This window comes from Pseudomonas cavernae (assembly GCF_003595175.1).
GTDB classification, from domain to species: domain Bacteria; phylum Pseudomonadota; class Gammaproteobacteria; order Pseudomonadales; family Pseudomonadaceae; genus Aquipseudomonas; species Aquipseudomonas cavernae.
On sequence record NZ_CP032419.1, the window covers coordinates 3,846,939 to 3,865,176 of the forward strand.

13 protein-coding genes are annotated in these 18,238 nt (G+C 67.2%); 7 read left to right on the top strand and 6 right to left on the bottom strand.

From position 1 onward, the window contains the following. Nucleotides 1-22: 22 nt before the first annotated feature. The 3 genes from D3880_RS17470 to D3880_RS17485 all read right to left on the bottom strand — a co-directional run bounded on the left by D3880_RS17470 (nt 23) and on the right by D3880_RS17485 (nt 5,040). Nucleotides 23-1,621: an amidase gene (locus D3880_RS17470; protein ID WP_119894695.1), complete on the bottom strand. Its 1,599-nt coding sequence runs from the start codon at nt 1,619-1,621 to the stop codon at nt 23-25. Nucleotides 1,622-1,703: 82 nt separating this feature from the next. Continuing rightward, nucleotides 1,704-3,380, bottom strand: a complete 1,677-nt coding sequence (locus D3880_RS17475) for a methyl-accepting chemotaxis protein (RefSeq protein ID WP_119894696.1) — start codon at nt 3,378-3,380, stop codon at nt 1,704-1,706. A gap of 223 nt (nt 3,381-3,603) precedes the next feature. Then, on the bottom strand, nt 3,604-5,040 hold the full coding sequence (locus D3880_RS17485) for a coniferyl aldehyde dehydrogenase (protein ID WP_119894698.1): 1,437 nt from the start codon (nt 5,038-5,040) through the stop codon (nt 3,604-3,606). A 402-nt stretch (nt 5,041-5,442) separates the two neighbouring features. Here D3880_RS17485 and D3880_RS17490 point away from each other — a divergent pair, with 402 nt between their 5' ends. The 6 genes from D3880_RS17490 (at nt 5,443) to D3880_RS17515 (ending at nt 11,483) form a co-directional block, all read left to right on the top strand. Beyond that, on the top strand, nt 5,443-6,423 hold the full coding sequence (locus D3880_RS17490; protein WP_119894699.1) for a flavin reductase: 981 nt from the start codon (nt 5,443-5,445) through the stop codon (nt 6,421-6,423). A 34-nt stretch (nt 6,424-6,457) separates the two neighbouring features. Then, nucleotides 6,458-7,231, top strand: a complete 774-nt coding sequence (locus D3880_RS17495) for a glucose 1-dehydrogenase (RefSeq protein WP_119894700.1) — start codon at nt 6,458-6,460, stop codon at nt 7,229-7,231. A gap of 66 nt (nt 7,232-7,297) precedes the next feature. Continuing rightward, a complete protein-coding gene (locus D3880_RS17500) occupies nt 7,298-8,089 on the top strand; it encodes a fumarylacetoacetate hydrolase family protein (protein ID WP_119894701.1) in 792 nt (263 codons plus the stop codon). Nucleotides 8,090-8,126: 37 nt separating this feature from the next. Continuing rightward, complete coding sequence (locus D3880_RS17505) at nt 8,127-9,056, top strand: acetaldehyde dehydrogenase (acetylating) (protein ID WP_119894702.1); 930 nt, start codon at nt 8,127-8,129, stop codon at nt 9,054-9,056. Nucleotides 9,057-9,066: 10 nt separating this feature from the next. After that, a complete protein-coding gene (gene dmpG, locus D3880_RS17510; RefSeq protein WP_119894703.1) occupies nt 9,067-10,095 on the top strand; it encodes a 4-hydroxy-2-oxovalerate aldolase in 1,029 nt (342 codons plus the stop codon). A 50-nt stretch (nt 10,096-10,145) separates the two neighbouring features. After that, the gene (locus tag D3880_RS17515) at nt 10,146-11,483 is read left to right on the top strand and encodes a spinster family MFS transporter (RefSeq protein ID WP_119894704.1); all 1,338 of its coding nucleotides are present in this window, start codon (nt 10,146-10,148) and stop codon (nt 11,481-11,483) included. Here D3880_RS17515 and D3880_RS17520 read toward each other — a convergent pair. Beyond that, nucleotides 11,475-11,666, bottom strand: coding sequence for a transposase (locus D3880_RS17520; protein WP_238474369.1), 192 nt, complete (start codon nt 11,664-11,666; stop codon nt 11,475-11,477). The two genes, D3880_RS17515 and D3880_RS17520, sit on opposite strands and share 9 nt — an antisense overlap. A gap of 322 nt (nt 11,667-11,988) precedes the next feature. Here D3880_RS17520 and D3880_RS17525 point away from each other — a divergent pair, with 322 nt between their 5' ends. After that, nucleotides 11,989-12,642 (top strand): ion channel, encoded by a 654-nt coding sequence (locus D3880_RS17525; RefSeq protein ID WP_119894706.1) that lies wholly within the window; start codon nt 11,989-11,991, stop codon nt 12,640-12,642. A 51-nt stretch (nt 12,643-12,693) separates the two neighbouring features. On the opposite strand, the gene D3880_RS17530 is transcribed toward D3880_RS17525, so the two are convergent. Together D3880_RS17530 and D3880_RS17535 are read right to left on the bottom strand one after the other, a co-directional pair. Next, nucleotides 12,694-13,239: a response regulator gene (locus tag D3880_RS17530; protein ID WP_119894707.1), complete on the bottom strand. Its 546-nt coding sequence runs from the start codon at nt 13,237-13,239 to the stop codon at nt 12,694-12,696. A 429-nt stretch (nt 13,240-13,668) separates the two neighbouring features. Further along, nucleotides 13,669-18,222 (bottom strand): DEAD/DEAH box helicase, encoded by a 4,554-nt coding sequence (locus tag D3880_RS17535; protein WP_119894708.1) that lies wholly within the window; start codon nt 18,220-18,222, stop codon nt 13,669-13,671. Nucleotides 18,223-18,238 lie beyond the last annotated feature (16 nt).

An 18,238-nucleotide genomic window follows, 5' to 3' on the forward strand; every position in this document is an offset into this window, starting at 1 on the left:
ACAAGAGATCGTGAACCGGTTCTTACAGCACGGCGCGTTTGGCCGCCCATGGCCGCGCCTGCTCCAGCTGCCCGGCCAGACGCAGCAGCAAGTCTTCGGCACCGATCCGCGCGGTAAACATCATGCCGACCGGCAGACCGTTGTCGCTCCAGCCGAGCGGTAGCGAAATCGCCGGCTGGCCGCTGACGTTGGCCAATACGGTGAAGCCAGCGCTGCCCATGGCCTTCTGTGCGTAACTCTCGTAGGGCTGATTGAGGGCCAGCTGGCCCAGCGCCGGGGTCAGGCTGGCGGTGACGGGCGAGAGGATCACGTCGTAGCGCTCGAACTGTTGTTCCATGGTCGCGCTGATCGCTTCGAACGATTGCCGGGCACGGTACAAGCTCTCGCCGGTGACGCTCGCCGCCCGGCTCAGTACCGTCTGGGTGACGATTTCCAGCTCATCGGGTCGCAGCGACCGACCGACCGCCTGCTCGCGATCGTGCACCATGGTCAGCACCGCGGCACCAAGGGCCGTGCCGTGGGCGCCAAACAACTGCCGCGGATCGATCGACAAACGCAGTTCCTCGACCTCGTGACCGAGGCTGAGCAGCTGCTTCACGGTCTCCTCCAGCACCTTGGCGATAGCCGGATCCAGCGGCGCGCCGGTCAGCGACTCGCGGACCAGGGCCACGCGCAGGCGTCCCGGCTCGCGCCCCAACTCTTCGACATAGGGACGCGCCAACGGCTGAGCCCAATATGGGCTGCCCTGCTCATGGCCCTGGCCGACATCGAGAAACAGCGCCGTGTCGCGCACGCTGCGCGACACCACGTTACCGACGCTGGCGCCGAACGACCCCTCGAAGCGCCCGGGGCCGCTGGGGATGCGGTAACGGCTCGGCTTCAGCCCAACCAGCCCGCAATAGGACGCCGGAATCCGGATCGAGCCGCCGCCGTCGGTGGCATGGCCCACCGGCACGATGCCCGCCGCCACGGCCGAGGCCGCGCCACCGGAGGAACCGCCGGCACTCATCGCCAGGTTCCAGGGGTTACGGGTCTGCCCCCAGAGCTGCGACTCGGTGGTGGTGGTCAGGCCGAACTCGGGGCTGGCCGTCTTGCCGAAGACGACTGCGCCGGCCGCCTCGTAACGGGCGACCAGGGTGCTGGTGAACTTCGCCGGTGGCGCATCCTTGAACAGCCGGCTGCCATTGCTGGTGACGGTGCCGGTCAAATAGGTACTGAGGTCTTTGAGCAGAATCGGCACACCGGCCAATGCGCCCTTGGCCGAAGTGCCCGCGCTGCGGCGCGCCAGCAACAAGGCCCGGGCATAGTCGTCGTGACGCATATTCACCGCGCCGATCTGCGGATTGACCGCATCGCAGCGCGCCATGGCCGCTGCCAGCAGACCCTCGGCACTGAACTGGCCGGCCTGCAGCCCCTTGGCCATGGCCCAGGCGTCGAGGCCCAGATAGTCGCTGGCCGAGAGCCCGGCCGCCCTGGCATCGGCAAAGCGCCCGAGCAAGCCAACCCCGAGCGCCACGGCGCCGGCCTTGAGCACCTGGCGGCGCGGCCAGTCCGTCGGCGTGGCAGATTCAGACGAGGCTGCAGCGATCTCGTCGACTGCTGGCAAAACACTCTTATCCATGCTTGGAACTCCGTTTCTTGTGTGATTGTTGGAGGAACAAACTGACTCGGCTCGCGCCGAAAGCCATCAAATCAATTGATCACTAAGAGATTGCGGCGCTGTCTCCAGCGCCGATATTGAAGCGTTCGGAAAGCTGTTTCAGGCTCTCGGCCAAGTGTTCCAGGTCAACCGCCGCCGCCGCGCTACGGCCGGCATTGGCCGACAATTCGCCGGTGCCCGTCGACACCCCTTCGACCCGCTGGGCGATCTCACGGGTCGCCTCCACCTGGGCCTTGAGCACCGCGCCGATATCGTCCACCACGCGGATCACCTGTGCGGTGCCGGTGCGGATTTGCGCGACCGAAGCGCCGGCCTTCTGCGCCAGGCTGGCACCGCCCTGCACGCGCGTGACCGCCCGTTCCATACCGACCACCACCTCACGGGTGCCTTCCTGGATCCGCGTCACGGTCGAACTGATCTCGGCAATCGAACTGGCGGTACGCTGCGCCAGCAGGCGCACCTCGTCGGCCACCACGGCGAACCCACGGCCCTGCTCGCCGGCGCGTGCCGCCTCGATGGCGGCGTTCAAGGCCAACAAGTTCGTCTGCTCGGCCACCGCCTTGATGACATTCAGCACGCCGCTGATGTCCCCGGAAAACGCCTCCAGCTCGCGCACATGCTGCGCCGTGTCGGTGACCGCCGCGGCGATACCGTGCATCTCCTCGGCCATGTCGCTGATGAAACCCTCGCTCTCGCCGGAGCGGCCGGCGGATTCCTGGGTGATCCGCCGCGAGGCACCGGCATGGTCCTCCACCTCATTGATGGACACCGACAACTGCTCCACCGCGCTGGAGATGCCGCCCACCGCCGCGGCCTGCTCCTGCGCCGCCGCCGAGGCGTGCGCGGCCGTCCCCGCCAGCTGCCGCGCCTCGACGCTCAGGCGCTGCACCTGCTGGCGCATCTCGGCGATCAACCCATGCAGGTTGTCACGCATCAGGGCGACATCCGCCAGCATGCGCCCGAACTCATCGTTCCCGGTCTTCGCGACCTTGCTCGACAGGTCGCCACGGGCGATCGCCCGCAAGCTGTCGGAGGCGATGGCGAAGGCCATCTTCAGGCGCCGCAAGGTGGAATACGCGGTCACGCTGCCGGCCAGCGCGCCGAGCACCGCCAGCATCAGGTACACCGTCACTGTCAGGCGGTAACGCTGCTGCGCGGCCTGGTAGGCACGCGCGATACCGTCTTCCTGGAATGCCCGCAGCTTGGCCAGGGCCTCGCTGGCCGCCTCGCCCTCGGGCTCGCCCAGGCGCAGGAAGGACACCACATAGCGGGTGCTAAAGTCGGCGACGCGCAAGCTCTCCACCGCCATCTCCAGCTCGCTTAGCCAGGTGGCATAGTGGGCGCTGAAGGCGTCCGCCGCCTGCTTCTCCTCATCGCCCAGCGGGCGCTGCAGGTACAGCCCCCAGAGACGGGCGATTTCGCCATTATTGGCTTCGATGATGTCCAGGGTGGCACCCACCGGACGGTCGTGAGCCACGGCCAGGGGGCCTTCCGGGTCGTACTGAAAGGCCAGCAACGCCAGGCGCCGGTTATCGTCCAGGCGCTTCTGAATGTCGCCGAAGCCGAGCAACGCAGCCAGGTGCTCGTCGTGCACCGTGCGCAGACTGTCGCGGGCCAGTTGCAGGCCGTACCAGCCGAAACCGACGGCGGCGAAGAACAGCAGGCTGGCAAGCAGTGCCCAGAACCACAGGCGCTGGGCAATGGTGATCGTCTTGAACATGGGTGTCGCTCCGTCGCACAGGCAAGCAAGCGAAGGCCCTGGCGCAGGGGCACGCCAGAGCCGCTAAGAACCTGTTTCGGATCTCGCGAGCTAGAGAAAAACAAGGCGAAAACGGCTGAGGAAGCGGAGTTTACGAGTTGTAAATGAGCATTCCGAAGCCGTTTTCAACGCAGTTTTTCCGACGCGCAGCAGATCCGAGACAGGTTCTAAAGCCTGAACCCTGTTAGTCGCGGGTGACCTGGGCCGCCATCGCCGCCAGGTAATGCTCACCATAGGGCGGCAGCATGCCCCATTCGCGGCGCGGATCATAAGCCGGAGACTTGAACACGGTGCGCATGTGGCTGAACTCGATGAAGCCTTCGCGGCCGTGGTAATGACCCATGCCGGAAGCGCCGACACCGCCGAACGGTGCGTCGTGCAGGGCCGGGTGCATCATCACGTCGTTGAGGGTGACACCGCCCGAGAGGGTGTGTTCCAGCACGTGGCGCTGCTCCTCGGCATCCTCGCCGAAGTAATACAGGGCCAGCGGACGCGGCCGGGCATTGATATCGGCGATGGCCTGGTCGACCTCGTCATAGGACAGCAGTACCAGTGCCGGACCGAAGATCTCCTCCTGCATGATCTGGCTGTCACGCGGCGGATCGATCACCACCTGCAGCGGCCGACGACGATTCTCGGGGTCGGCGGCCAGGGTTTCCGGCAGGCTCAGGATGCGTGCGCCGGCGGCCTGCGCCTGTTGCAGATAGCCTTCGACCCGCGCCAGATGGCGGGCGTTGACCACCGCGACCACGTCGGGGTTGCCGGCCACTGTGGGGTTGAGTTCGCCGTAGGTGCTGGCCAGGGCCGCGAGGAAATCTTCCAGCCGCTCGCGTGGCACATAGACCACATCCGGACTGATGCAGATCTGCCCGCCATTGGTGGCCTTGCCGATGGCAATGCGCGAGGCCGCGTTGGCCAGGTCGGCGCTGCGCCCGATGATCACCGGCGACTTGCCACCCAGTTCCAGGGTCACCGGCACCAGGTTTTCCGCCGCGTTGCGCATCACCGACTTGCCCACCGCGGTGCTGCCGGTGAAGACCAGGTGGTCGAACGGCTGCGCGGTAAAGACCTGAGCCAGGTCCGCCCCGCCCGTGACCACGCCGACCTCGAGAGGGTCGAAGGCCTCGGCAAATATCTCGGCTACCAGTTGGGCGGTACGTGGCACCACCTCGGACGGCTTGAGAATCGCCCGGTTGCCGGCCGCCAGGGCACAGGCCAGGGGGCTGAACAGGGTAAACAGGGGGGCATTCCAGGTGCCGATGATGCCGACCGTGCCTTTCGGCTGGTACATCACCCAGGCTTCGGCGCCCATCTGATCGTAGGGGAAGAAGGCCGGACGCGACTCGTCCCCCATCCAGCCTTCCAGGCGGTCACGCGCATGCTTGAGCGAGCCCAGCGAGCCCAGCACGTCGTTCATCAGCGAGTAGCCTTGCGGGCGCCCGCCAAAGTCGGCGTCCATCGCTTCGGCCAGGGCCATATGGTGCTGCACGAGCAAGTCGATCACCCGCTGGATGCGCGCCTTGCGCTCGGCGGCACTGACCGCGCCTGCAGCGATGAACGCTGCCTTTTGTGCGGACAACAGGGCCGACAGCCCCTCGACGGATGAAATTGCGCCACTCATTCGTGCCTCCTGAAATATGCATGGGCCAGCAACACAGTCTTTGCCCACCATGGCCAACGACCGAGGGCACCCTGGATGAAACTAGTCCGATATGCCCGGTCGGCGCCTCGTCCAATCGGACGAGTGGCGCTCGGGAGTTCCCCGAAGCCTGCTGCCTGAAGACTCGCAGGCTGGGTTGGCCGCAGGCGCCAGCGGCCAGGCCGAAGGCCCGCGCCCAGAGCGGCGCCGCCGGGTTACGCCGCTACCCGGCTAACCCAGCCTGCACGGGGACATGGCTATTTTTTTAACGGAGCCTGGCCGCCACCCAGCAAATCGCAAACAGGCTTAGTCCACTAAGACGATGCCACGCGCCCTGGGGCTGGGAATACTGCCATCACGTAAATCCAATCCATGAGGTCCATCATGGCAGTGCAGACCAGTTTCGACCCCCAGGCGTTCCGTGCCGCGCTCGGTACCTTCACCACGGGTGTGACCATCATCACCACCCAGGCCGAGGACGGTTCTCCCGTCGGCATCACCGCCAACAGCTTCAACTCGGTGTCGCTTAACCCGCCGATGGTGCTCTGGAGCCTGGCCAAGAACGCCCGTAGCCTGCCCGTGTTCAGCAATGGCCGGCACTGGAACGTGCACGTCTTGTCGACCGAGCAGGAAACCCTGTCCGGGCGCTTCGCCAAGCAGGGCGAGGACAAGTTCGCCGAAGTCGAACTCGACACGGGGATCAGCGAAGCGCCTTTATTGCAGGACTGCACGGCGCGCTTCCAGTGCCGCACGGCCTTCCAGTACGAGGGCGGCGACCATGTGATCTTCGTCGGCGAAGTGCTCGCGTTCGATCATAGCGATCGTGCGCCGCTGGCCTTCCAGAGCGGCCAATACGCCCTGGCCACGCGCAAGCCGAGAAGTGAACTGCGTCTGGCCACCACCCCGCCACCGCCCGAATGCAGCTACACCGAGGACTTGCTCGGCTACCTGCTCGGTCGCGGCCACTACCAGATGCTCCATGCCCTGCGCCGCCTGCTGAAGAACCAGCAGCTGGACGAGCATGCCTTCTTCATCCTCTCGGTGCTGTGCATCCGCGACAACCTGACCATCGAGGAACTCAACACCTTCGTCGAGTACACCGGTCATGTCGTCAGCCTGGCGAGCATGCGCTTCCTCGAACGGCAAAAGCTGGTGGCCCGTGAGGTCAATGGCGAGCAGGTGCGTTACGTGCTGACCGCCGATGGCCGTGAGGCTTCGTTGCAGGAGCTGGCCCTGGCCAAAGCGGTGGAGGAAGACATCTCCGCCAAGCTCGGTGCCGGCGACGCACAGGCGCTCAAGGTCTTGCTCAAACGCCTGATCGCCGCCTCCGATCCAGGTTTGCCGGATCTCTGGGCGGCGCGCTAAGCAACGCTTAACCACTCGAACAACAAGGACAGCCATGAGCATTCTGCAACGCTTCAACCTGGCCGGTAGTGTGGCCATCGTCACCGGCAGCGGCCGCGGCATTGGCCGCGCCATTGCCCTCGCCTATGCCGATGCCGGCGCCGATGTGGTCTGCACTGCCCGTTCCCTGGCGGATGTCGAAGCGGTCGCCGAAGAAGTCCGCAGCCGTGGCCGGCGCGCCCTGGCCCTGAGCTGCGACGTGACCGACAGCGCACAGCGCCAGGCCCTGGTCAGCAACGCCCGCGAACAACTCGGCCGAGTCACCCACCTGGTCAACAACGCCGGCGGCGGTGGCCCGAACGACCCGCTGAAGATGAGCCCGGAAGAATTCGAGCGGGTCATGAGCTTCAACGTCTCCTCGGCCTACGCCCTGTGCCAGCTGTGCGTGCCGCTGATGCGCGAGGCCGGCAGCGGCAACATCATCAACATCACCTCGGTGGCCGCGCGCTACGCCCAGCGCCACTTCACCTCCTACGGCACGGCCAAGGCAGCGCTGACCCACCTGACGCGCCTGCTGGCGCAGGAATTCGCCCCGCACATCCGCGTCAACGCGGTGTCGCCCGGGCCGATCCTGACCGACGCCCTGGCCAAGGTGATGCCCGACGCCATGCGCACCACCATGGAATCCAACACCCCGCTCAAACGACTCGGCGAGCCCGATGACATCGCCGCCGCCGCGCTGTACCTGGCCGCACCCGCCTCGGGCTGGGTCACCGGCAAGATCATCGAAGTCGATGGCGGCGCCGACTTCAGCGTCTGGCCCAGCTGACCGCTTTTGCCGGGTTCGCCTGCGGGCGGCTCGGCTTTTTTTCACTCCCCACAGAGCGACCCCTCTATGGATGCACACCTGATTGAAGCCCTCGGCGATGAACTGTTCCGCGCCCTGAGCGAACGCCACAGCCTGGCCCCGCTGACCAGCCGTTACCCGGCCATCAGCCTGGACGATGCCTACCGCATTTCCCTGCGCTTCCTGCAACGCCGCGAAGCCCTGGGCGAGCGCGTGATCGGCAAGAAAATCGGCGTCACCAGCCGCGCGGTGCAGGAGATGCTCGACGTGCATCAGCCGGACTTCGGCTTCCTCACCGACCGCATGCAGGTCGCCGACGCCAGCGACGTCAGCTTTGCCGCCTACAACCTGGTGCAGCCCCGCGCCGAAGGCGAGATCGCCTTCATTCTCGGCGAAGATCTGCACGGCCCGGGCATCACCGCCGACGACGTGCTAGCCGCCAGCGAATGGGTGCTGCCGTGCTTCGAGATCGTCGACTCGCGCATCGAGAACTGGCAGATCCGCATCCAGGACACCGTCGCCGATAACGCCTCCTGTGGCGTCTTCGCCCTCGGTCAGCAGCGGGTCAACCCGCGTGAGGTGGATCTGGCCAAGGTCGAGTTGCAGGTGCTGAAGAACGGCCAACCGGCCGGCAGCGGCCTGGGTTCGGCGGTACAGGGCCATCCCTGCGCCGCGGTGGCCTGGCTGGCCAATACCCTCGGCGAATTCGGCATTCCGTTCCGCAAGGGCGAAATCATCCTGTCCGGCGCCCTGGCGCCCCTGGTGCCGGTCGTCCCCGGCGACGAAATCAGCCTGACCCTGAGCGGCCTGGGCGACTCCCGCCTGCGCTTCGTGCCCTGAGCCACCGGCCTACCTTCCTCTGATCGAGAGCAATGTCATGAGCAAAAAGATCAAATGCGCCCTGATCGGGCCCGGCAATATCGGCACCGATCTGCTCTACAAACTCAAGCGCAGCGAGGTGCTGGAGCCGGTCTGGATGGTGGGCATCGACGCCACCTCCGAAGGCCTGGCCCGCGCCCGTGAACTGGGCCTGAAGACCACCAGCGACGGCGTCGACGGCCTGCTGCCACACGTGCTCGAAGACGGCATCCAGATCGCCTTCGACGCCACCTCGGCCTATGTCCACGCCGAGAACAGCCGCAAGCTCAATGAGCTGGGCGTGCTGATGATCGACCTCACCCCGGCCGCCATCGGCCCGTACTGCGTGCCGCCGGTCAACCTCAAGCAGAACCTCAGCCTCGGCGCGATGAACGTCAACATGGTCACCTGCGGCGGCCAGGCCACCATTCCGCTGGTGGCGGCCGTCTCCAGCGTGCAGCCGGTGGCCTATGCCGAGATCATCGCCACCGCCGCCTCCAAGTCGGTCGGCCCGGGCACGCGCAAGAACATCGACGAGTTCACCCGCACCACCTCGGCGGCAGTCGAGAAGGTCGGCGGGGCGAAACAAGGCAAGGCGATCATCATCATCAACCCGGCCGAGCCGCCGTTGATCATGCGTGACACCGTGCATTGCCTGACCGAGTCCGAGCCGGACCAGGCCGCCATCAGCGCCGCCATCCTGGCGATGATCGAGCAGGTGCAGAAGTACGTGCCCGGCTACAAGCTGGTCAACGGCCCGGTGTTCGACGGCAACCGCGTGTCGATCTTCATGGAGGTCGAAGGCCTCGGTGACTACCTGCCGAAATACGCCGGCAACCTCGACATCATGACCGCCGCCGCCGCGCGCACCGCCGAGATGTTCGCCGAGGAAATCCTCAAGGGCGAACTGACGCTCAGCGCCAGCGCCCCACAACCCGCCATCGCCTAAGGAGCACCCCATGGATCTTCACGGTAAGAAAATCACCGTCCACGACATGTGCCTGCGCGACGGCATGCACCCCAAACGCCACCAGATCAGCCTGCAGCAGATGAAAGACATCGCCTGCGGCCTGGACGCCGCCGGCGTACCGCTGATCGAAGTGACCCACGGCGACGGCCTGGGCGGCAGCTCGGTGAACTACGGTTTCCCCGCGCACACCGACGAGCAATACCTGTCGGCGGTGATCCCGCTGATGAAACAGGCCAAGGTCTCGGCCCTGCTGTTGCCGGGCATCGGCACCGTCGATCACCTGCAGATGGCGCATGAACTGGGGGTCAACACCATCCGTGTCGCCACCCACTGCACCGAGGCAGATGTCTCCGAGCAGCACATCTCCTACGCCCGCAAGCTGGGCATGGACACCGTCGGCTTCCTGATGATGGCCCACATGAACAGCCCGCAAGGCCTGGTCACCCAGGGCAAGCTGATGGAGAGCTACGGCGCCAACTGCATCTACATCACCGATTCGGCCGGCTACCTGCTGCCCCATGACGTCACCGCACGGGTCGCCGCCCTGCGTGAGGTGCTCAAGCCGGAGACCGAGATCGGCTTCCACGGTCACCACAACCTGTCGATGGGCGTCTCCAACTCCATCGCCGCCATCGCCGCCGGGGCCACGCGCATCGACGCCGCCTGCGCGGGCCTGGGTGCCGGCGCCGGCAACACGCCGATGGAAGTCCTGGTGGCGGTCTGCGACCGCATGGGCATCGAAACCGGCGTCAGCGTATTCGGCATTCAGGATGTCGCCGAAGACCTGGTGGTACCGATCATGGACTTCCCGATCCGCAGCGACCGCGACGCCCTGACCATGGGCTATGCCGGGGTCTACGGCTCGTTCCTGCTGTTCGCCAAACGCGCGGAGAAGAAGTACGGCGTGTCGGCGCGGGAAATCCTCGTCGAGATGGGCCGCCGCGGCATGGTCGGCGGTCAGGAAGACATGATCGAAGACACCGCCATGACGTTGGCCAAACAACGCGCCAGCGCTTAAAAGTCGTGCCCGGCTCGAGTCACCTCGAACCGGGCACCAAGGAATTCCCTATGTCCAGCGCGCAATCCGCGACCGCCGGCTGGCGCAGCCACGGTTTGCTGTGCCTGATTGCCATGGTCTTTGCCGACAACTTTGTCGGGCGGCAGATTCTTGCGGTCATGATCGAGCCGATCAAGCTCGAGTTCGGCGTCGGCGACACGGCAATGGGCTTGATTTCCGGGCTGGCCTTCGCGGCGGTATACGCCGTGCTCGCCCTGCCGGCCGGCCGCCTGGCCGATCGCATGCCGCGCACTCGCTTGCTGGCCATGTCCTGCCTGCTGTGGGCCCTGGCTACCATGGCCTGCGGCCTGGCCGGCAGCTTCCTGGTGCTGGCCATCGCGCGGATGGTCGTGGCAGTAAGCGAGTCGCCGACCACCTCGGCGTCGATGTCGATCATCGCCGACCTCTATCCCCCCCATCGACGCTCGTTCGCCATCAGTTGCTTCACCGCTGCGCCGACCTTCTCCGCCATCATCGGCCTGAGTGTCGGCGCCTGGGTGGTCGACAACTATGGGTGGCGCACGGCCTTTATTGCCATCGGCCTGCCCGCGCTGCTGTTTTCCAGCCTGCTGGCGTTCATGGTCCGCGACCCCGCGCGTGGCCGCTGGGATTTGGCCCACGCCCATGCGGCGCAACCGCTGCAAGGCATGGCCAGTGAAGCGGGCAAACTCTGGGCCCTGCCCGCCTACCGCTGCCTGATTCTCGCCTGCGGCCTGACCACCCTCAGCTCCTATGCCATCGGCATGTGGAACACCAGCTTTCTGGTGCGCTCCCACGATCTGTCGCTACAACATGCGGGATTGCTGGCCGGGGTGGTTTGCGGCACCGCCGCCGGTATCGGTGGGCTGTTCAGTGGCTGGCTGAGCGATCATCTGACACAACGCAATCGCCACTGGCAGATCGGCATTCCAGTGCTCGGCCACCTGATCGGCACCGCAGCGCTCGTCGCTTACCTGTTGTGGCCGAGCGCGCTGCTGATGCAGATCGGTAGCGTTCCGGTGCCCAGCGCCATGCTCTGGTGCGCGCTCTACAGCTTCTTCGCCGTATGGTGGGTGGCACCTTCGTACAACCTGGTGACCCAGCTGGTGCCAGCGAATCGGCGCGGCACCGCCATGGCCCTGCAGACCATCGTCTCCACCCTGCTTGGCATCGGCGTAGGCCCACTGCTCACCGGCTTGTTCAGCGATGCCTTGCTGCCACTGTTCGGTATCGAGTCGCTGCGCTATGCATTGCTGCTGGTTAGCCTGCCGGTTGTCGTCACGCTGTACTTGCTATATCGCACCTACGAGCTGACGCGTGGTGAGTCACGCAGCCTTTCTGCATTAGGCTCTGTTGACGTATCAGCGTAACCACAGCAGAACAGCAGCGAAGGCCAGCATGGACTTGAAATGACTGGCTTTCTTCTCAAAACGCGTAGCGATCCGTCGGTAGTACTTCAGTTTGCTGAACAGGCACTCAACGACGTGGCGCTCTTTATAGAGATACCAGTCGCTAGAACGTTGCTCGACACGGTTGGTCTTGGGAGGAATCACCGCTTGAATCTTGCGTGCCTCTAACCAAGCCAGGAGCAGATTGGCGTCATAGATGACTACCGCGGCTCGGTGTTTGCGTAGGGTGGGTTAGCCGCGTAGCGGCGTAACCCACCATCGATGCCGCCAGGCATTGCCATCGCCGGTCTGACGGGTTACGCCTTCGGCTAACCCACCCTACGCCAGACCATACAGCACGTAACTGGGACAGTGCTTTGTTAATGGCCACCATCGCGGCGACCGAACACACTGCGCACGTCGAGACCGCCGCCAACTGTCGCGGCAGGAGCCGAGCGGCGCCCTGCCCCAAGGAGGAAACCGCCCCATGCAGCCAATCGCCTATATCGTCCGCCACCCTTCAGCCGGCTTGCTGGGCATCCAGCTGCTCGGGGTGCTGCTCTACCCCTGGATGGAAGACACCCCGGTGGGGCGCGGGCTACTCGGCACCTTTGGCCTGATCGTCCTCGGCTTTGCCCTGCACATGGTGCGCCGCAGCCCGGCGCTGACCTGGGTGGCCGGGCTGCTGGCGACCCTGGTGCTGGGGCTGACCCTGGTCAATGTGCTGGTGCCCAGCCCGCTGCTGGCCATGGTCATCGCCGCGCTGGAAGCCGCGTTCTACTTTTACGCCGCCGGCAGCCTGATCGCCTATATGAACGAGGATCACCGCGCCACCACCGATGAACTGTTCGCCGTCGGCGCCACCTTCACCCTGCTGGCCTGGGCCTTCGCCCATCTCTACAGCCTCTGCGCACTGCTACTGCCCGGCAGCTTCAGCGCCGCAGTCGCGCCGGAAGCGACGCGCAGCTGGATGGAGCTGCTGTTCCTCAGCTTCACCACCCTCTCCGGGGTCGGCCTCGGCGACATCATGCCGCTGACCCCCGTGGCCCGATCGTTGGTGATGCTCGAGGAGTTCGCCGGCGTCATGTACCTGGCCCTGGTGGTGTCGCGGCTGGTTGCGCTGACCACCATCCGCCACTGAGCGGAGTCGCCAGCCGCTCGCCCAGGCCCCGAGCAACAGCAGACGCGGCTGTCACGGCAGGTGTTCGTCCTCACTCGGCTGTTTTTCGCGGACCGCCGCCGGCGCGCTCGGCGCCGGGTGCCGGCGCTCGGCCAACACCCAGGAGCCGTCGTACATCTGCAACGGGAAGCCCTCAGCCGCGTTGCGCCGCCGCTCGGCAAACAGCTCCGGCGGCGCTGCCGAGGCGCTTTCGCCAGTACCGCTGCTCAGCACGCTCTGCACCACGCGCCACAGCTCGCCCAGCGGAAACGGCTTGAACAGGATATGGCCGATGCCATGTCGGGCCGCACCATCGCGGACCGCACCGCTCGGGTGGCCGGTGATCAGCACGCACTGGCAGGTCACGCGGCGGCGAAACGCCTCGACCACCTGAAACCCCTCCATATCGGGCAAGCGGAAATCCACCACCATGAGGTCCGCAGCAAAGCCCTGGGCCAGGCCGATGGCGCTGGCGCCATCATGGGCGATGCGCACCTCGCAGCGCCGCGTCTCGAGGTAGGCCTTGAGGTTCTGCGCGAGGATCGGCTCGTCCTCGACAATCAGGATTTTGTGCGTCAAGGAGCCCCCGTTTCGTCCGACTGCCTGAATGCCCTTCGCTGGGAGTGCGCCTCCCTGAGTTCTACACAGGCATACTTTATGCCAGTGGCCAGATGCCTGGCAGGACAATTCAACGCATTGAGTACAAAGAGAAAAGCTAAACGCACCGAGCTTTGCCCGCCCCCAAAACAGGGGAAAAACTGCCGGCTCGCGGCACAGCCCCCCACTTCTGGGGACAGCCCATCGCGCCGGCCTGCCCGCGTCGTGAAACAACGCCCGCGCTAAGAGCCTGTTCAATGTCTCGTGGGACCAGCAGCTGTCATTGCCCAGCGGTGGAAAATGCTTCGCAGTTTTCCACCCTACGCGAACGTTCAGACTTTGTAGGGTGGATAACGCTTTGCTTATCCACCATGACGCCGATGCGCAGCAGATCCGAGACCGGTTCTACGACTACTGCCAGGCCCGCCGCGGCCCCTGGACGAAGGCCGTCGCCATGGGCTGGCGGATCAGCGCGGCCTGCCATTCGCCGGCGGTGAAAACATCCGCCGCCGCCAGCAGCGTAGTCTTGCCAGCGACCAGGCTGGCCACCGGCACGCCGTCGCGGTACAGCAGGCGATTGCCGGCCAGCGCCGGCACCTTGGCGCCGCTCAGCAGCGTGCCCACCAAGTTCAACGGATCACTGGCGGACAAGCCGATCAGGCTGCCGTCCAACGGCCGTTTGCGCACCTCGCGCAGCAGGCCGACCGCTTCCGGCAGGGCGAACTGCTCGCCGGTGACGCCGGCGATGAAGCGCCCGCCGCGAATCTCGCCGCGCGCTTCCAGGCGGTGATAGACGCGCAGCAGCTCGCGCCAGGACGGCAGCCAGTCGGCCTCGCGCTCGAGCAGGCGCCAGCAGACCACGCCGTAGCGGCGCAGCAGGGTGCGCGCCACATGCTCCAGCGCCGCGGCTTGGCCCTCGCCCGCCTCTTCGCCGCGCGGGCGCAGCAAGGCCCAGCGCCCGGCATCCTGCATGTTGGCCAGGGCCAGGCGCGCGCGACGGTCGTGGCGGCTGCGCTTGGCCGCCGGCAGCAGCAGCGAGCGCAGGCCGGCGAAGCTGTCGGCGTTGGCTAGGCCGAGCGCCACCAGTTCGCCGAGGCTGTCTTCCAGTTCGCTGCGCAGCAGGTGCGCCTCGTCCTGCAGCTCGTCGAAGAACAGCGCGCCCTGGCTGGCCAGTACCTGGCGCAGGCGCTCGGCGCGGGCCGACAGCTCGGGCGCCGGCGCCTCGGCCAGACCGGCGCGCCACAGGCCGAGGCTCTTGCGTGGCAAGAGGACGATCGGCGTGCTGCGCAGCGGCCCGCCGCCGGCGCGGCTGCGCCCGGCCAGCCGGCACCAGACCAGGCGGCCGGCGCGGCACAGGTCGTCCAGCCAGTTGATGCCGTAGTCGCTGACCCGGCTCGGCAGGATTTCGCTTTCCCAGGCGCCGGCCGCGGCCTGGAAGCCTTCCAGCTGGCCGAGCACGCCGGCCAGCGCCTCGGCGCCGCGCACCCGCGTGGCCGGGGCGACGCGCTGCCAGTCGAACAGGAAACGCATGAAGTCGGCGCGCTCGACCGGCTCGATCTCGCGGCGCAGGCGCCTGACCGTGTAGCGATGGATGCGCGCCAGCAGATGGCGCTCGCACCACTCCTCCGCACTTGTCCCCGGCGTGAAGCGTCCACGCAGCACATAGCCTTCGCGCTCCAGGGCCAGCAGGGCGAGGTTCAGCGCCGCTTCCGGCTGCTGCAGGTCGGCGGCGATCCGCGCCAACGGCAGCGGGCCGAAGCCACTCAGGCGCGCACGCACTGCTTCCACCAGCGCCGCGTCCGCTTCCCAGGCTTCGTCGTAGCCGGCCGGCGCAACGATCGGTGGCTTGAGCTCGGCGCCGGGATACAGCGCCTGCCATTGACTCAGGCGCTCGGCCGGCAGCCACAAAGCCGGCTGGCCATGGAGGTGCAGACAGGTGGCGCGTTTGCCCTTGGCCAGTTGCGCCAACCAGGCCGGCCAGCCGGCATGGGCCTGCGCCTCGGCCTGGGTGATACCGGCCAAGGCCATCAGCGCCTCGTGCATCTCGTCGGCATCGCGCACCTCGGGCCAGGCTTCCTCGCGCACCGCGTCGATGGCCTCAAGATCCAGCGCGCCGAGCTCGTCGGTCGATTCCGGGTCGCGCCAGCGGCGGTTCTGCACCGCCTGGGTGCGGCGCTCCTCCAGCGGTGCGTCGTCGAGGAAGGCATAGGGCCGGGCGCTGAGGATTTCCGCCGCCAGCGCCGAGGGCGCCGGCAGGTCGCGGGCCAGCAGCTCGACTTCGCCGGCCTCCATGCGCCGCAGCAGAGCCAGCCAGGCGTCGCAGTCCATGGCCTCGTGCAGGCAGTCGTCGAGGGTCTGCGCCACCAGCGGGTGCTCGGGAATCTCGCGTTCGCCGACCAGGTTCTCCTGGCACGCCACCTGGTCGGGGAACACCGTGGCCAGCAGGTCCTCGCTGCGCATGCGCTGCAGCTGCGGCGCCACCTTGCGGCCACCGGCGAAGCGCGGCAGGGCCAGCGCGGTGGTGGCGGCCCAGCGCCAGCGCACGCCGAACAGCGGCGCATCCAGTAGCGCTTGGATGAGAATGTGCTCGGCCGTGTTGGAGTGCAGGTAACGCCACACCTCATCGAGCGGGAAGCTGTGGCTGGTGGACAGCGAGAGGATCAGCGCGTCCTCGGTGGCGGCGGCCTGCAGTTCGAAGTTGAAGCTGCGGCAGAAGCGCTTGCGCAGGGCCAGGCCCCAGGCGCGGTTGAGCCGGCTGCCGAACGGCGAGTGGATGATCAGCTGCATGCCACCGGATTCGTCGAAGAAGCGCTCCAGCACCAGGCGCTTCTGGGTGGGCAGGCCACCGAGAGCGCTGCGCGCCCGGGCCAGGTACTCGACTATCTGCTGCGCCGCCGAGTCGTTCAGGCCGATGGTCTCCACCAGCCACTCAACAGCAGCCTCGGTCTGCCCCCCTCTCCCGTTTACGGGAGAGGGGCTGGGGGAGAGGGTAAAACCACCGTCACCGGAGTCCGTAGGGTGGACAACGCTGTGCTTGTCCACCGCCTCGGTGGAAAACGCTTCGCGGTTTTCCACCCTACCCAGCCGTTGCTCGATCTCCTCACGCAGCCGCGCCACGGCGGCCGACAGCTCGTCGCTGCGCCCCGGCGCCTCGCCGAGCCAGAACGGGATGCTCGGCGGCAGGCCGTGGGCGTCCTCGACCCGCACCTTGCCCGGCTCGATGCGCAGGATGCGGTAGGACTGGTTGCCGAGCTGGAACACGTCGCCGGCCAGGCTCTCGACGGCGAAATCCTCGTTGACCGTGCCGATCAGCAGCCCCTGCGGCTCCAGCGACACGCTGTAATCGCCGGCGTCGGGGATGGTGCCGCCGGAGGTGATGGCAGTCAGGCGGGCGCCGCGACGGCCACGCAGGCGGCGGTTCACCGCATCGCGATGCAGGTAGGCGGCGCGCACCCCGCGGCGACCGCTGAAGCCCTCGGCGAGCATCTTCAGCAGCGCGTCGAAACTCGCGCGCGGCAGGTCGACATAGGGCGCCGCGCGGGTCAGCAGCCGGTACAGGCCGTCCTCGCTCCACTCGCGGCAGGCCACCTCGGCGACTATCTGCTGGGCCAGCACATCCAGCGGCGCCTGGGGAATGACCAGCGCATCCAGCTCGTTGCGGCGCACGCAGTCGAGCAGCGCCGCGCATTCGATCAGCTCGTCGCGCGACTGCGGGAACAGGCGGCCCTTGGGCGTGCCGCCGACGCTGTGGCCGGAGCGCCCGACCCGCTGCAGGAAGGCGGCGATGCTGCGCGGCGAGCCGAGCTGGCAGACCAGCTCGACCTCGCCGATGTCGATGCCCAGCTCCAGCGAGGCGGTGGCCACCAGCACCCGCAGTTCGCCGCGCTTGAGCCGCTGCTCGGCGTCCAGGCGCAGCTCCTTGGCCAGGCTGCCGTGGTGGGCGGCGACCGCCGCCGGGCCCAGGCGCTCGGACAGATGGCGGCAGGCGCGCTCGGCCAACCGGCGGGTGTTGACGAACACCAGGGTGGTGCGGTGCTGGCCGGCCAGCTCGGCCAGGCGGTCGTAGACCTTCTCCCACACCTCGTTGCTCATCACCGCTTCCAGAGGCACTGGCGGCACCTCCAGGGCCAGGTCGCGGGCACGGCTGTAGCCGATGTCGACGATCACGCAGTCGCCCGGCACCGGCTCGGCCAGCGCCAGGGCCGGGCCCGGCCATTCCAGCTCGGCCTGCGCGCTGGCCGGTTCATCCTCCAGCGGCAACGGCGCCTGGCTGCCGAGCAGGAAGCGCGCCACCGCCGCGATCGGTTTCTGCGTGGCGGACAGGCCGATGCGCACCAGCCGCCGCCGGCACAGCGCCTCCAGGCGTTCGAGGCTGAGCATCAGATGGCTGCCGCGCTTGCTGCCGGCGATGGCGTGGATCTCGTCGACGATCAGACTGCGACAGCCGCCGAGCATCGCCCGCCCGGACTCGGAGCCGAGCAGCACATAGAGGGATTCCGGGGTGGTCACCAGGATGTGCGGCGGACGCTTGCGCAGCGCCCCGCGCTCGGCCTGGCTGGTGTCGCCGGTGCGCACCGCGGTGCGGATATCGACGTCCGCCAGGCCCTGGCGCTGCAGCTCGGCGCGGATGCCGACCAGCGGCTCCTCGAGGTTGATGTGGATATCGTTGGACAGCGCCTTGAGCGGCGAGACATAGACCACAGTGCAGCGGTCCGGCAGCTGGCCGCCCTGGGCCAGGCCTTCGCGCACCAGTTCGTCGATGGCGGCGAGGAAGGCGGTGAGGGTCTTACCCGAGCCGGTGGGCGCGGCCACCAGGGTGCAGCGGCCGCTGCGGATCGCCGGCCAGGCCGCGACCTGTGCCGCGGTCGGCGCAGCAAAGGTGGCGCGGAACCAGGCCGCGACCGCGGGATGAAAGCCGTCCAGCACCGCGGCGCTGGAGGCAGGCGAAGCGGGGATAAGCGTCATCGGCCCACTATGCTAG

What these genes read in the sequence shown, in the direction of transcription:
- D3880_RS17470 (WP_119894695.1), bottom strand. Translation starts at nt 1,621, where the DNA reads ATGGATAAGAGTGTTTTGCCAGCAGTCGACGAGATCGCTGCAGCCTCG.
- D3880_RS17475 (WP_119894696.1), bottom strand. Translation starts at nt 3,380, where the DNA reads ATGTTCAAGACGATCACCATTGCCCAGCGCCTGTGGTTCTGGGCACTG.
- D3880_RS17485 (WP_119894698.1), bottom strand. Translation starts at nt 5,040, where the DNA reads ATGAGTGGCGCAATTTCATCCGTCGAGGGGCTGTCGGCCCTGTTGTCC.
- D3880_RS17490 (WP_119894699.1), top strand. Translation starts at nt 5,443, where the DNA reads ATGGCAGTGCAGACCAGTTTCGACCCCCAGGCGTTCCGTGCCGCGCTC.
- D3880_RS17495 (WP_119894700.1), top strand. Translation starts at nt 6,458, where the DNA reads ATGAGCATTCTGCAACGCTTCAACCTGGCCGGTAGTGTGGCCATCGTC.
- D3880_RS17500 (WP_119894701.1), top strand. Translation starts at nt 7,298, where the DNA reads ATGGATGCACACCTGATTGAAGCCCTCGGCGATGAACTGTTCCGCGCC.
- D3880_RS17505 (WP_119894702.1), top strand. Translation starts at nt 8,127, where the DNA reads ATGAGCAAAAAGATCAAATGCGCCCTGATCGGGCCCGGCAATATCGGC.
- dmpG (WP_119894703.1), top strand. Translation starts at nt 9,067, where the DNA reads ATGGATCTTCACGGTAAGAAAATCACCGTCCACGACATGTGCCTGCGC.
- D3880_RS17515 (WP_119894704.1), top strand. Translation starts at nt 10,146, where the DNA reads ATGTCCAGCGCGCAATCCGCGACCGCCGGCTGGCGCAGCCACGGTTTG.
- D3880_RS17525 (WP_119894706.1), top strand. Translation starts at nt 11,989, where the DNA reads ATGCAGCCAATCGCCTATATCGTCCGCCACCCTTCAGCCGGCTTGCTG.
- D3880_RS17535 (WP_119894708.1), bottom strand. Translation starts at nt 18,222, where the DNA reads ATGACGCTTATCCCCGCTTCGCCTGCCTCCAGCGCCGCGGTGCTGGAC.